The organism is Rubrivirga sp. SAORIC476, from assembly GCF_002283555.1.
In the GTDB taxonomy this organism is placed as follows: domain Bacteria; phylum Bacteroidota; class Rhodothermia; order Rhodothermales; family Rubricoccaceae; genus Rubrivirga.
The window spans coordinates 1,111,185-1,124,484 of sequence record NZ_MVOI01000003.1 but is presented as its reverse complement, the minus strand read 5'-3'; the positions used below and the strand labels follow the sequence as shown (position 1 = coordinate 1,124,484).

General features: G+C 73.2%; 11 protein-coding genes. 5 read left to right on the top strand and 6 right to left on the bottom strand.

Annotation, left to right across the window (positions count from 1 at the left end; all coding sequences use genetic code 11):
• Positions 1-78: 78 nt before the first annotated feature.
• The 4 genes from B1759_RS06565 to B1759_RS06550 form a co-directional block, all read right to left on the bottom strand.
• Positions 79-2,136 (bottom strand): hypothetical protein, encoded by a 2,058-nt coding sequence (locus B1759_RS06565; RefSeq protein ID WP_095514219.1) that lies wholly within the window; start codon positions 2,134-2,136, stop codon positions 79-81.
• Between the two features lie 12 nt (positions 2,137-2,148).
• A complete protein-coding gene (locus tag B1759_RS19940) occupies positions 2,149-3,084 on the bottom strand; it encodes a hypothetical protein (RefSeq protein ID WP_198948775.1) in 936 nt (311 codons plus the stop codon).
• A 4-nt stretch (positions 3,085-3,088) separates the two neighbouring features.
• On the bottom strand, positions 3,089-3,616 hold the full coding sequence (locus B1759_RS06555) for a hypothetical protein (protein ID WP_095514218.1): 528 nt from the start codon (positions 3,614-3,616) through the stop codon (positions 3,089-3,091).
• Positions 3,617-3,810: 194 nt separating this feature from the next.
• On the bottom strand, positions 3,811-4,587 hold the full coding sequence (locus B1759_RS06550; protein WP_095514217.1) for a pyridoxine 5'-phosphate synthase: 777 nt from the start codon (positions 4,585-4,587) through the stop codon (positions 3,811-3,813).
• A 160-nt stretch (positions 4,588-4,747) separates the two neighbouring features.
• Here B1759_RS06550 and B1759_RS06545 point away from each other — a divergent pair, with 160 nt between their 5' ends.
• From B1759_RS06545 to B1759_RS06525, 5 genes are all read left to right on the top strand, one after another.
• The gene (locus B1759_RS06545; RefSeq protein ID WP_095514216.1) at positions 4,748-5,224 is read left to right on the top strand and encodes a hypothetical protein; all 477 of its coding nucleotides are present in this window, start codon (positions 4,748-4,750) and stop codon (positions 5,222-5,224) included.
• 4 nt (positions 5,225-5,228) lie between these two features.
• Positions 5,229-6,110, top strand: a complete 882-nt coding sequence (locus B1759_RS06540; protein ID WP_095514215.1) for a hypothetical protein — start codon at positions 5,229-5,231, stop codon at positions 6,108-6,110.
• A gap of 70 nt (positions 6,111-6,180) precedes the next feature.
• Entirely contained in the window at positions 6,181-6,723 is a 543-nt protein-coding gene (locus B1759_RS06535; RefSeq protein WP_095514214.1) for an RsmD family RNA methyltransferase, read from the top strand.
• A gap of 52 nt (positions 6,724-6,775) precedes the next feature.
• Entirely contained in the window at positions 6,776-7,276 is a 501-nt protein-coding gene (gene coaD / locus B1759_RS06530) for a pantetheine-phosphate adenylyltransferase (RefSeq protein ID WP_095514213.1), read from the top strand.
• A gap of 438 nt (positions 7,277-7,714) precedes the next feature.
• Positions 7,715-8,932: a pyridoxal phosphate-dependent aminotransferase gene (locus B1759_RS06525; RefSeq protein WP_095514212.1), complete on the top strand. Its 1,218-nt coding sequence runs from the start codon at positions 7,715-7,717 to the stop codon at positions 8,930-8,932.
• 57 nt (positions 8,933-8,989) lie between these two features.
• Here the strand turns inward: B1759_RS06525 and B1759_RS06520 are convergent, their stop codons facing one another.
• The gene (locus B1759_RS06520) at positions 8,990-9,703 is read right to left on the bottom strand and encodes a LytTR family DNA-binding domain-containing protein (RefSeq protein ID WP_095514211.1); all 714 of its coding nucleotides are present in this window, start codon (positions 9,701-9,703) and stop codon (positions 8,990-8,992) included.
• Positions 9,700-13,254: a PAS domain-containing sensor histidine kinase gene (locus B1759_RS06515; RefSeq protein ID WP_095514210.1), complete on the bottom strand. Its 3,555-nt coding sequence runs from the start codon at positions 13,252-13,254 to the stop codon at positions 9,700-9,702. Before B1759_RS06515 ends, B1759_RS06520 begins: the two co-directional genes overlap by 4 nt.
• Between the last annotated feature and the right edge of the window lie 46 nt (positions 13,255-13,300).

The following is a 13,300-nucleotide window of genomic DNA, read 5'->3' as shown; positions in this document are numbered from 1 at the left end:
AAGCGGACCCGCCCTGAACGGCCACGCCGCCGCATCCAGAGGGACACGGCGGCGTGGGAAAACGAGGCGGCTCGGAGACTACGTGCAGGTCCCGAACGGGTCGCCGTGTCCGAGGTGGATCGCGATCGAGAGGACGCTCACGACGAGGTCGCTCTCGGCCCCGGTGCCCGGCATGTGGCACACCTCCACCAGTCCGTCGCCGTCCGGGTCGGGGTTGCCGGGCGTGGGCGTCGTGGGAGGGGCCGACGGCCGGCCGGCCGAGGCGCGGGGCGCCTCGTCGAGGCTGCTTTCGGTCGAGACGTGGACCACCTCGTTGCCGTCGAACCCGACCTTCTCGGCGAGCGAGACGACGGGGCCGAGCTCGTAGGTGATGGCCGTGTTCGGGCCCATCGTGAGGTCCGTGCCGAAGGGGATGGAGCCGTCGCTGACGCCCGTGCGCCAGGCGTCCAACTCGGCCTGGTACTGGGCCTCCTCCGAGCCGACCTGCATGTGCCAGTAGACCGCCGCTTCGTAGAGCGCCACGCCGCCGCTGGCCCGCCGGATGCGGACCGTCAGCGCGCCCTCGCGGTCGTTGCGGTGGAGGCCCACGCAGACGGGCCACTCGGGGATCGGCGACTCGGAGCAGACGCCCGCCGAGTCCCAGAGCTTCTGGAACGACCGGAGGCTCTGCGGCCGGATCACGAGCCGCTCCAGGTCCTCGGCCGGGAACGTCTTCGAGCGGTACCGGGTCGCGCCCTGGAGGTCGGTCCCGGCGAAGCCCAGGTTCAGGCCGCGCTGCATCGGCGTCTCGCCGTCGACCTCCACCTCGACGATGGACTGGCCGTTGGCGCCGACGTTGGCGAACTCGACCTGGACGGGCGTCGAGCCGAGGTGGTCGAGCAGTTCGCGGAGGCCGGTGTAGCTCTCCTGCGGATCGCCCGCGTCGTCGTCGACGAGGTGGATCTCGCCGCGGCGTCGGTTGGTGTAGTCGACGTCGCCCGGGGTGGGGTGGTCGAACTTGTGGATGTGGTTCCAGAAGGGCCACTCGGGCGTGAGGCCGCGCGGCGTCGCGTGGAGGGCGCCCGGCCCGGCCTCACGGCGGCCCCAGGCCTTGGTCCAGTTGCCGTCGGGCTGGCGGAAGACGGTCAGGTCGCTGTGGCCGCCCGGCGGGTAGGCCTCCTGCGCCACCACCAGCGCGCCGTCGATGGTGGTCGGGCCGGTGAGGTCCACGGTCAGGTGGTCCGCCTCGGTGCGGACGACGACGAGGCCGTCCCAGTCGAGCCGGCCGCGCACCACGAGGTCGCCCTCGATCAGGAGCGCGCCCTCGCCGGAGAGGCGGGCGCCGGGGCCGACCGTGAGCGGGCCCTCGATGCGCGTGATCGACTGCGGCGCGGTGCCGAGCGTCTGCGAGCCCGTGACCGTCAGGCCGCCCGCCATCACCTGGTCGCCGTCGCTTGTGTCGACGGCGTTGCGGAGCGCGTAGTACAGGCCGTCGGCCGTGGTCACGCCCGCGCCGAGGTCGGCGGTGCGGCCTTTGCCGTCGTTGGTGGTGCCGCCCATGTCCCAGGCCGGGAGCGACGCGCCCGGGGCGACCACGTCGGAGGCACCGGCGAACGCCGCCCGGACGCCGTCGAGCGTGAAGCCGAACTCCGAGATCTCCAGGTCATTGTACTTCTGGGGGTCCACCTGCGGCGTGTAGCCGAAGTCGCCGCCGGACAGCTCGGCGTTGGCGTGGACCGCGGCGACGGCGTGGGGCACGTCCAGCCAGACCGGGCCGGGGAAGTCCATCGGGTCGAGCTCGTAGACGCTCGCGAGGCGGTGCGTCGCGCCGCCGAACTCGCCGCTCACCCGCACCGAAATGCGCTGCCCGTTGGGCGTCGACGGGGTCAGCGAGTCGTCGTAGGACTCGAAGCGGATCGTCCCGTCGTTGTAGTCGCGCTCACTCGGGAAGAGGCCGTCGTTCGAGAACCCATCGTACTGGGTCACCTCCGACAGGGCGATGGCCATGCCGCTCTCTGAGATCTGCCGGGCGAGCATGGTCGCCTGGGCGCCCGAGCGGCGCCCGAGCGTCTCGTTGCGCGCGCTCAGCGAGTTGATGGTGAGGTAACTCCCGCCGAGGACGGCAGCAAGGACGATGATCAGAAGGGCGCGTCCCATGGAAGGAGAGGTCTAGAGGCCGCCGGCACTGGTGCCGGTCGTGTCGAAGGGAGGGGGCGCCGGGGTCGGCGGCGGCGGCGGGGTGCTCGGGCCCGGCGGCGGCGGCGGCGGCGGAGTCGGGGTGCCCGGGCCGGGACCACCCGGCGGCGGCGGCGAGGGCGGCGGCGGCGGCGGGACCGCCGGGACCCACGGCACGCGGGGGATCAGGGTGCTGCCCTGGGACGGCGGCAGCGACAGGTTGCCGGTGCCAGCGGCGTAGATGCGCGCCGTCGCCCCCTGGCGCGTGAGGCCGTTCTCGGCTCGCGAGGTCTGGTCCGCCGCGCGGCGGCTGGGCGTCTCGAAGGCCATCTCGACCGTCAGGTCCACGCGAGGCGGCAGCGTCGTGATGCGGCCGCTCGTGCCGCCGGGGAGCGCGTTCACCCGGAACCCGACCACGGTGGGCGGGCTGGCCCCCTCGGGCAGCCAGGACCCGGTGCCGGTGCCGGTCCCGTCGTACACGTAGCGGACGATGCGGTGGAGGTTGCGGATCTGGCCGCTGGCCGTGACCTGCTCGCCGGTCGGCTCCATGCGGTAGGCCACCGCGATCAGGTCGGAGGTGGTCGTGGCGTCGTCGTCGGCGCTGGCCTCCGGGTCGGCGAGGGTCACGAACTGGATCCACTCGGTGTCGGCGGTGCCCGGAAAGAGGTGCAGGCCGAGCGAGCGGACGGTCGAGCCGCCGAGGGAGTCGGCCTCGTAGGGGCCCAGGGCCGTCCGCGACTGGTCGCGCGTCCGTGCGTTCTCGAGGTCGCGGGCGAGCGTCTCCACGAACGCGGTCGCCTGGGACTCGGTCTGGTACCGAATCGTCGACTCGACGGCCGAGGTGCTGTTGCGCTGCTGGATGAACAGGAGCCCGACCAGCAGGAGGGACCCCACCAGGATGGCGGTCAGGTGATCGAGGAGGAAGGCCATGGGGCTAGTTGGAGCTCGGGGTGACGACCTGGGACAGGGTGGCCGCGATCTCAGGCCGCCCCACGAATCCCTGGGGCGCTGCGCGGACCGTCACGGTGACCTCCTTCATCAGCGTCGGCGTCCCGGAGAACGTGATGCCCGAGGTGCCGACGGCGACGTAGCGGACCGACACGGAGTCGGTGAACGCGATCGTCTCGTCCATCCAGGGCGCGGAGACGGCGCGTGCCGGGGCCCCGTGCGCGTCGTCGACGTCGTCGTAGTCGGCCTCGGAGGTCTCCGTCAGGAGGCCGTCGTCCGGGCCGAGGGGGGAGAGGCCGGTCGGGCTGGTGCGCACGCGGCTCTCGCCGACGTCCGCCTCGTCGAAGGCCCGCGCCGTGATGGTGGCGAGTCGCTGCCGCGCCAGCCGCGCGGCGGCCATCTCGATCTCGCCCGTGATCGCGAACCGCTCCACATCGGCCGTCGCCGAATGCTGCGACAGCGCGAAATACGAGAACATGAGAATGGCTGCGAGGGCCAGCAGGGTCTGAGGCATGAGAGCACGGGAGGGCGCGCACACGCCAAGCGAGAGCCGTTCCGTTCTCGGATTTTGCCCCGTCAGGCCTGCGATAGGGAGGCAAATCGTTCCTGAGGCACGACTTTGCTCTTCGCCTGGGAAGGCCTCGTCTCAGGTCGTCTCGACTTCCCAGGAGGGTGTTTCGAAACGTGGGAACGGGCGGAGCCTGGGGCTCACGCCGCGTCGTGCGCCGTCTGGATCACCTCGACGTAGGCGCGGACGGTCGCGTCGAGCCCCATCACGAGCGCGTCGGCGAGGAGGGCCTGCCCGATGGAGACCTCCGCGACACCGGGCACGGCACGGAGGTAAGGGGCGAGGTTGCCGAGGTCGAGGTCGTGCCCCGCGTTGACGGTCAGCCCCACTTCTGCGGCGGTCTCCGCGGCGGCGCGGTGGCGGTCGAGTTCCGCCTCGGCGTCGCCACGGGCGTGGGCCCAGGCGTAGGGGCCGGTGTAGAGCTCCACGCGGTCGGCCCCGAGGTCGGCGGCGACGCGGACGGCGGCCGGGTCGGGGTCGAGGAAGAGGCTCACGCGCGCGCCCTGCGCCCGAAGCTCGGCGACGAGCGGGCGGAGGCGGGGGCCGTCGCGGGTGAGGTCCCAGCCGTGGTCGCTGGTGCGCTGGCCCTGCGCGTCCGGCACGAGCGTCGCCTGCGTGGGGCGCGTCTGGCGGAGGAGCGCCATGAAGCCCGGAAACGCGTAGTCCCCGTGGGTGGCGGGACCCTCGAACGGGTTGCCCTCCACGTTGAGTTCGTGGCCCGCTGCCGGGAGCCACGCCGCGAGCGCGGCCACGTCGCTGTCGAGCGCGTGGCGGCCGTCGGGCCGGGGGTGCAGCGTCAGGCCGACGGCCCCGGCCTCCACGGCGAGGCGACCGAGGCGGGAGAGGTCGGGGCGGTCGCCGCCGCGCGCGTTGCGCATGAGGGCGGCCTTGTTCAGGTTGACGCTGAGGCGGGTCACGGGGTGCGTAGCAGGACAGGCGGAGGCGGAGGGAGCAACCTACCCGCGGCTGCGGGGTCTGGGGAGGCCCGCCGTCTTGCCAATCCGGCCGCGCCGGGGGTATCCTGTGCAGCCGGCCGGACCCGGCCTCATCCCCTCTCTCGACCCACCCCGCCTCCTGATGGCCAACACTGGCGCCAGCGGATCCGACCTCGCGATTCGCGCCCTCCTCGGCCTCCTCATCATCGGCCTCTGCGTCGTGCTCTTCTTCGTCACGGTGGTCCCGGCGCAGCGGGCGGCGGCGGCCCAGCGCGAAACGGACCTGACCCGCGAGCGCATGTCGGACGTCCGCACGGCTCTGATCTCCTACCGCGACTCGCTCGGGAACTACCCGTCCACCCTCGACTCGCTCGTCCTGTTCGCGCGCACCGACTCGGTGTTCGCGGCCCAGGCCGGCGGCGAAGAGGAGCGCCTCGGGCCCCCGATGGCCGACTCGCTCGCGGTCTCGCCGCGCTCCGGCACGCCGTTCCTCTACGAACTCGTCAGCGACACGACCGGCGTCGAGATCTACTGGCTCGCCGACCCGGACAGCGAGGCCGACTCGATCGGCTCCCGCGACCCGAACCCGTCCCTCCGCAACGCGGCCTCCTGGGAGTAATCCGATGAGCGAACCCGCCCGCGCCGTCGCTGTCGCCGGCCTCAGCGGGCGGACGCTCCGCTTCGCCGAGGTCGTCCCCGGCGAGACCGGCCCCTCCCTCCGTCGCCTCGGCGCCGCCGACTTCGACTTCGACGCCGAGCGCGCCATCTTCGAAACCGGCAACGGCGCCGCGCTGGAGACCGTGGCCGAGGCGCTCGTGGAAGGCCTCGGCGGGACCGCGGCCGACACGCTGGTCCTCGCGGCGCACCCGACCGTGACGACGTCGTTCTTCTCGCGCCTCCCCGTCGCCCTCGCCCCGGACGTTCGGGCCGGGCAGCTCCGGCAGGAGACCGCGCTCCTCGCCGACCTCTCGCCCACCCAGGCGGTCCGCGTCCGGTCGCGCTCGGTCCGCGTCGAGGCGACGCCGCAGGGCGACCGCGAGTGGGTCCACGTGGTGCACGTCGACGAGACCGTCCACGTCCGCCTCGCGCGCCTCGCCGAGGTGCTCGGCGTCGGCGGCTACGACCTCGCCGACTCGACGCGGGCCGCTGCCGCCGTGGCCGGCCCGGGCGCCTCGCTGGTGGTCGGGGCCTTCTCCGAGCACACCGAGGTGGCCGTCGCCCGTGACGGCGTCTTCCTCTTCGGCACGCACGGCCCCAGCACGGCGCCTGCCGACACGGCCTACTTCGCGCTCGCCGCCCTCCAGCAGGCGGGCATCGGCACCGCCGACCTCGCAGGCCTCCGCGTCTACGGCGACGACGCCACCGACGAGCGCCTGGACCTGACCGCCGAGTTCACCGGCGCGGAGGCGACCTGGATCGACCCCTTCAGCCCGTTCCGGCGCCGCCCCGAGGCCGATCCTGCGGAGTTGGCCGCCTTCACCCCCGTCCTCGGCGCAGCCCTGTAAGGATGGGACAGGCCGCGGAGCACGAGGCGCGGCGGTGCCCTTCCGTCTGTTCGGGACCCGGTACCTCGCCATGAGAATCACCGGCGGCACGCTGGCCCGGCGCCCCATCGAGGCGCCCAAGGGCGACCGGACGCGCCCGACGGCGGACCGCGTCCGCGAGGCCCTCTTCAGCGCACTTCAGTCGCGGATCGACCTCGGCGGGGCGCGGGTGCTCGACCTGTTCGCAGGTAGCGGCGCGCTGGGGCTGGAGGCCGTGAGCCGCGGCGCCACCCACGCCACCCTCGTCGAGCGCCACGGCCCGACGCTCGCCCTCGCCCGCCGCAACGCCCAGTCGCTCGGCGTGCTGGACCGCGTCGCCACCGTCCGCGCCGACGCCCTGGTTCACCTCGGGCGCCTCGCGGGCGAGTTCGACCTCATCCTCGCCGACCCGCCCTACGCGCTGGCCGAGCTGCCGACGCTTCCCTCTGCCGCCCGCCCGCACCTCGCGTCGGGCGGCCTGTTCGTCCTGGAGCACGACGCCCGCCACGACTTCGCCGAGGCCGACGGCCTCGTGTGGACGCGCGCCTACGGCCGCACCGTCCTGAGCGTGTTCGAAGGGGGGAGGGAGGAATGAGCAGAGTGCGCGCCGGGGACCGATCTTCCCGCATCGCACCTCCCGCACCTCTGTGGAACGCCTCGCCCTCTACCCCGGCACCTTCGACCCCGTCACGTACGGTCACCTGGACGTGCTCGAGCGGGCCCTCCACGTGTTCGACCGGATCGAGGTCACCGTCGCCGTCAACGCCTCCAAGCAGACGCTCTTCTCCATCGAGGACCGCGTCGGCCTCGTGCAGGCCTGCGTCGCCGACCTCGACGGCCACGACCGGATCTCGGTGACCGCCTTCGAGGGACTCCTCGTGGACCACGCCCGCGCGACCGGCGCCGTCGCCCTCGTGCGCGGCCTCCGGCAGGTGTCCGACTTCGACTACGAGTTTCGGATGGCGCTCGCCAACCGGCGCCTCCACCCGGAGCTCCAGACCGTCTTCCTGATGCCGGCCGAGGCCCACACGTTCGTGGCCGCCTCCATCGTCCGCGACATCCACCGGTGGGGGGGGGACGTGTCCTCGTTCGTGCCGCCGGTCGTGGTAGAGGCGCTCGCGGGCCTCCGCGACACCCCCCGACCGTGACGCGCCGCTGATTGTGAAGGCAATCCGAGACGGCATCGGAGCCCTCCGAGACGGCATCGGAGCCCTCCGAGACGGCATCGGAGCCCTCCGAGACGGCATCAGAGCCCTCCGAGACGGCGTTGGAGCCCCCCGACACGGCGTCAGAGCCCTCCGGCACGGCATCGGAGCCCTCCGGCACGGCATCGGAGCCCCCCGGCACGGCATCGGAGCCTTCCGACACGGCATCGGAGCTCTCCGACACGGCCCCCGTCGCCTCCGACACGCCCCCAGACAGTGTCGAGGCGCCCCGTGACCTCCTCGAGGCGGTCCGCGAGGCCCTCGACCGCGCCCCCTCGCTCACCGGCTGCCTGACTCCGCGAAGAGAAGCGCTTCCAGAGCGCCGCCCGTCGCCCCCCCGAGGCGGACCGGCCTACCTTGCGCCGCCCCTTCCACGCCTCCATGACGACCCCGGCCCCCGCCCTCGACACCCTCAGCCCGCGCGTCGCGGCCATGCAGCCGTCGGCGACGCTGGCGATCTCCGGACGCGCCGCCGCACTGCGCCGCGAGGGCCGCGACGTGATCGCCCTCTCGGCCGGCGAGCCCGACTTCCCGACACCCGCCCCCATCGTCGAGGCCGCCCACCAGGCGCTCCGCGACGAGCGCTTCAGCTACACGCCCAACCCCGGCATCCCGGAGCTGCGCGAGGCCATCGCCGAGAAGCTGCGGACGGAGAACGGGCTCGACGTGACCGCCGCCCAGGTCGTCTGCTCGAACGGCGCCAAGCAGTCCGTCGCCCAGGCGCTGCTCGCCATCTGCCAGCCCGGCGATGAGGTCCTGATCCCGGCGCCGTACTGGGTGAGCTACCCCGAGATGGCCCGCCTCGCGGGCGCCACGCCCGTCGCCGTGGAGGCCACCGCGGCCGCAGAGTACAAGCTCACGCCCGACCAGCTGGAGGCCGCCATCACCGAGCGGACGCGCGTGCTGATCCTCAACAGCCCGTCCAACCCGACCGGCGCGGTCTACTCGCCCGACGAACTGGAGGGCCTCGCGGCCGTCCTGCGTCGCCACGAGCACGTCGCGATCATCTCGGACGAGATCTACGAGCGCGTCGTGTTCGACGCGACCTTCGCGGCCTTCGGCGCGCTCGACGGCATGGGGCACCGGACGGCGACCGTCAACGGCTTCTCGAAGGTCTTCGCCATGACGGGCTGGCGGCTGGGCTACCTCGCCGCACCCGCATGGTGGTCCGGCGCGACGGCCAAGATCCAGAGCCAGCTCACCAGCGGCCCGTCGTCCATCACGCAGTACGCCGCGATGGCCGCCTTCACGCTCGGCGCCGAGCCCATCGACACGATGGTCGCCGCCTTCCGCGAGCGCCGCGACGCCGTCCTGGCCCGCCTCCGCGCGCTCGACGGCGTCACCTGCCCGACGCCCCAGGGCGCCTTCTACCTCTTCCCGGACGTGTCGGCGCTGTACGGCCGCACGACGCCCGACGGCACGGAGATCACGGGCAGCGTCTCGCTCTGCACCTACCTCCTCGAAGCGCACGACGTGGCGCTCGTCCCCGGCGAGGCGTTCGGCTCCGACGCGGGCGTCCGGCTCTCCTACGCCACCGACCTCGACACCTTGATGCGCGCCTGTGATCGCATCGAGGCCGGCGTGACGGGGCTGCGGTAGGGCGGCTCGGTCCGCCTCGGTGCCGAGGCGGGCCGACCGGAGGCCCCGCCCCATGCCTCAGAGCGTGTTGAGCCGCTCCAGCAGCGGGCCCCGGTAGGTGGCCCCGACCGGGATCACCTTCCGGCCGACCACCAGAGACGAGTCCTCCACGTCCCCGATGCGGTCGAGGCGGACGAGGTAGGAGCGGTGGACGCGCACGAACGCGTCCGGCAGCCGCGCCTCCAACGCCTTCATCGTCGAGTGGACGAGGTGGTCCCTGGCCTCGGTGTGGAAGAGCACGTAGTCTTTCTGCGCCTCGATCCACGCCACCTCCCGAAGGTCGAGACGGACCAGCCGCCCGTCGGCCTTGACGAACAGCGTGTCGGGGTCGGCCGGGGCCGACGGCGCGGCCTCGGTGCGGGCGAGGGCGCGCTCGACGGCCTTCACGAAGCGCCCGTACGTGGGCGGCTTGATCAGGTAGTCGGTCACCTCCACGTCGAACGCCTCGCGGGCGTACTCCTCCTTGGACGTGATCAGGATCACCTGGGGGCGCGACCCCGACGGCCCGGCGCCGATGGCTTCCGCCAGCTCCAGACCCGACATGTCGGGCATCTCGACGTCGAGGAACAGGAGCTCCAGCGGCATCTCGGCTGCGCGGCGGCGGGCGACCACGTTGGCCGCCTCGACGGCGTCCTCGCAGGCGCCGACCAGGGTGAGCGCGTCGTGGCGCTCGACGAAGCGTTCGACGAGCGCCCGCGCGATGGGATCGTCGTCGACGACGAGGCAGGTCATGGTGTCGTGAGGGTGGGGCGAAGGCGGTGCAACTCGTCGACCGCGGCGGCGGCCGTGGCGACGGTGGCTTCGACGGTCTCGGGGAGGCGGGCGGGCTGGCCCTCGGTGGCGAGCCGCTCGACCTCGGATAGCAGCGCGTGGAGCGGGCCGATGCCCAGGATCCCGGCCGACGACTTCAGCTTGTGAGCCGCCGACGCCAGGCCCTCCAGGTCGTCGGTGGCGAGGGCTGTCTCCAGGGTGCGGACCGAGACAGGCACGAGGTCGATGAACAGGTCGATCAGGCGCAGCATGAAGGGGTGGTCGCCCTCGACGTTCTCCTCCAACTGCGCCAGGTCCACGAGCGTGTCGGCGGCGCCCGCGGTCGCGTCGGGGTCGGGCGGGGCGGTCGTGCGGCCGAGGTGCGCGGCGACGGCGCGGCGCAGGTGGACGGGCTTGAACGGCTTCAGCACGAGCCCGTCCATGCCTGCGGCGTCCATCTGGCCGCGCTGCTCGACGAGCGCCGACGCGGTGAGCGCGAGGACGGGCAGGTCGGCCGCCGCGTGCTGCCCGCGAATGCGGCGGGTCGCCTCGAAGCCGTCCATCTCGGGCATCTGGATGTCCATCAGGACGAGGTCGAACGGCGCCCCCTGGGCGTGCGCGGCCTCGACCGCCTCGACGCCCTCGCGGCCGTTCTCGGCCACCTCGACGGCGGCGCCCCAGCTTTCCAGCATCCGGCGGGCGACGAACTGGTTGAGCGGGTTGTCCTCGACGATCAGCAGCCGCGCGCCCGTCAGGTCCGCCTCGGCGGCGTCCGGCAGCGCCTCCGGGGCCGACTCGGCGAGGGCGAACGCGAGGCAGACCACGAACGTGCTGCCCCGGCCCTCGGTGCTCGTGACGGTCACCGTGCCGCCCTGCCGCTCGGTCAGCTCCCTGACGATGGCCAGCCCGAGGCCGGTGCCGCCGAACCGGCGCGTGGTGTCGCTGCGGGCCTGCGTGAAGCGCTCGAAGACGTCCGCCAGCTTGGCCTCCGGGATGCCGACGCCGGTGTCCTCGACGGTGAACCGCAGGGCGACCTCCGTGTCGCGCACCGCGTCCACCTCGACGCAGAGGCGGACGCGCCCGCGCTCGGTGAACTTGACGGCGTTCGAGAGCAGGTTGAGGAGGATCTGGTTGAGCCGCACCGGGTCGCCGACGAGGCGGGTCGGGACCGCCGGGGCGAGGTCGAGCGCCAGCGCGAGCCCCTTGTCGGCTGCCCGGAACCGGAGCGCCTCGGCCACACCCTCGACCACCTCGTCGAGGCGGAAGGGGACGCGCTCGAACTGGATCTGGCCGGACTCGATCTTGGCCACGTCCAGCAGGTCGTTGATGAGCGCCAGCAACTGGTCGGCCGAGAACGAGAGGGCGTCGAGGAAGTGGCGCTGCTCGCCGTCGAGCGCCGTCTCGCGGAGCAGCTCGCCCATGCCGAGGACCGCGTTGAGCGGCGTCCGCATCTCGTGGCTCATGTTGGCGAGGAACTCCTCGCGGGCGCGGCTGGCGCGCTCGGCCGTCTCGCGGGCGGCCACCAACTCGTCCATCACGCGGCGGCGCTCGGTCACGTCGCGGGCGACCGCCTGCACGCCCACCGGCTCGCCGTCCTCCATCAGCAACTGCACGTTCTGCCCGATCCACACCGTCTCGCCGTCTGCCGTCACGATGGGCAGTTCGAGGTACGTGTTGGGCTCCAGGTCGGCGATCTGGCGGGCGTAGAACGCGACCACGTCGGCGCGCTGGTCCTCGGCGACGAGGTCCCAGAACGGCATCCCGATCAGGTCCGCCTCGGGGTGGCCCGTGCGGTGGGCGGCGACGGCGTTGGCGAACGTGAACCGTCCGGAGAGGTCGGCCCGGTAGATCAGGTCCTGGCTGTGCTCGACGATCTGCTTGTAGCGGCCCTCGCTCTCGGCGAGCGCGTCCTGCGCCGCCTTCTGCTCGGTGATGTCGCGGAGCGTGGCCGTGAACACCTCGCGGTTGTCGTCGAGGCGGACCGGGTTGATGGCCAGTTCGCAGGGGAACTCGGAGCCGTCGGCGCGGAGGGCAGGGACCTCGATGCGCGTGCCCAGGACGGGGCCGTGGCCGGTGGCGAGGTAGCGCTCCATGCCCGCGCGGTGCGCGTCGCGCAGCGCCGGAGGCACGATGAGGTCCGCCATCACGTGGCCGATCACGTCGGCGGCGCGGTGCCCGAAGGTGCGCTCGGCGGCGGGGTTGAACTCGAGAATGCGCCCCGCCGTGTCGATGGTGATGACCGCGTCCAGGGCCGACTCGAAAACGCCGCGCTTGAGGGCTTCGCTGGCTGCGAGCGCCTCCTCGGCCGCCTTCCGGTCGGTGATGTCGAGCCCGTAGCCGAGCACCTGGGTCGTCGTCCCGGCCTCGTCCACGACCGGGCTCACGAAGCGGACGAAGTGGCGCATCGCGCCCTCGCGCGTCCGGAACGACTCCTCGAACTGGATGGGCTCCTGCGAGGCCGCCACGTCGCGGATCGTCTGCATGCGCTTCACCGGGATCTCGGGCGGGAGGCCGCGCATGACCGCATACTCCTCGTCGGTCCGCCCGATCACCGCCGCGCGCCGCTCCGGGTCGCCGATCGCGCTCGGCGTGACGAAGAGGTAGCGCCCGTCCGGGTCGAACACGGCCAGCTGGGCCGGGATGGACTCCAGGACGGACTCGTAGAACTGGCGGAGGCGGTCGATCTCGCGTGCGCCGCGGAGGCGGTCGGTCACGTCGCGGTACTCCCAGAGGTGCCCCGCGTAGGTCCCGTCCAGCAGAATGGGGACGTAGTCGCGCTCCAGCATCCGGCCGTCGGCCATTTCCAGCACCTCGCTGGTGACGCGCTCCCGGGCGTCGAGCAGCCGGTCGACGTTGGCGAGGAAGGCCGGCGGGTCTGCGAAGAGCGCCGCCGACTCGTCCGCGGCGGCGGCGCAGTCCATGCCCACGAGGGCGTCGGGCGGGGCAGGGATGCCGAAGAGATCGCAGAAGGTCTGGTTGGCGAGCGTCACGCGCCGGTCGGCGGTTTCGACGAGGACGGCCGCCGGGGACGTGCGGATCAGCGCCGCCAGCCGCTCGGCGGCGAGGCGGCTCGCGCTCTCGGCCCGGTCGCGCTCCTCGGTCCCGCGCTGGAGCTGGCAGTGGGCGAGGGCGCCGCGCAGCGACACGGCGAACTTGTCGACCACCTGGCCGAGGGCGTCGGCCTCGATCTCGATGAACGGTCGCTCGTCGGCCCGATGGAAGGCGAGCACGCCCACCTCGGGGAGCGGCAGCACCGCCGTGGCGCCGGCCAGGGCAGGCGCGTGGCGGGCCGCGTCGCGCGTCGCCTCGGAGACCGGCACCGGCTCGCCGACGCGGACGAGGAGGTCGAGCCCGTGGGTCGTCACGGTGGCGTCCAGTGCGCACGTGTCGGCCCACACCTCGGCGCCATCCAGCCCGAGGCGCTCCACCAGGGCCGCCGCGAACGTCCGCGCGGCCTCCCGCGGGTCCAGCGAGGACCCGACGGCGAGCGACAACTCGTAGAGCAGGGCGGGGTCGCGTCGGGAGAGCGGCATGAGCAAAGGGAGCGACCGATGGCATCGGCCAACTCAGCGTAAACTA

Bases quoted from the DNA above. Each gene is read 5' to 3' on its own strand.
- B1759_RS06515 (WP_095514210.1), bottom strand. From the start codon at position 13,254: ATGCCGCTCTCCCGACGCGACCCCGCCCTGCTCTACGAGTTGTCGCTC.
- B1759_RS06540 (WP_095514215.1), top strand. From the start codon at position 5,229: ATGAGCGAACCCGCCCGCGCCGTCGCTGTCGCCGGCCTCAGCGGGCGG.
- B1759_RS06520 (WP_095514211.1), bottom strand. From the start codon at position 9,703: ATGACCTGCCTCGTCGTCGACGACGATCCCATCGCGCGGGCGCTCGTC.
- B1759_RS06555 (WP_095514218.1), bottom strand. From the start codon at position 3,616: ATGCCTCAGACCCTGCTGGCCCTCGCAGCCATTCTCATGTTCTCGTAT.
- B1759_RS06535 (WP_095514214.1), top strand. From the start codon at position 6,181: ATGAGAATCACCGGCGGCACGCTGGCCCGGCGCCCCATCGAGGCGCCC.
- B1759_RS06545 (WP_095514216.1), top strand. From the start codon at position 4,748: ATGGCCAACACTGGCGCCAGCGGATCCGACCTCGCGATTCGCGCCCTC.
- B1759_RS19940 (WP_198948775.1), bottom strand. From the start codon at position 3,084: ATGGCCTTCCTCCTCGATCACCTGACCGCCATCCTGGTGGGGTCCCTC.
- B1759_RS06565 (WP_095514219.1), bottom strand. From the start codon at position 2,136: ATGGGACGCGCCCTTCTGATCATCGTCCTTGCTGCCGTCCTCGGCGGG.
- B1759_RS06525 (WP_095514212.1), top strand. From the start codon at position 7,715: ATGACGACCCCGGCCCCCGCCCTCGACACCCTCAGCCCGCGCGTCGCG.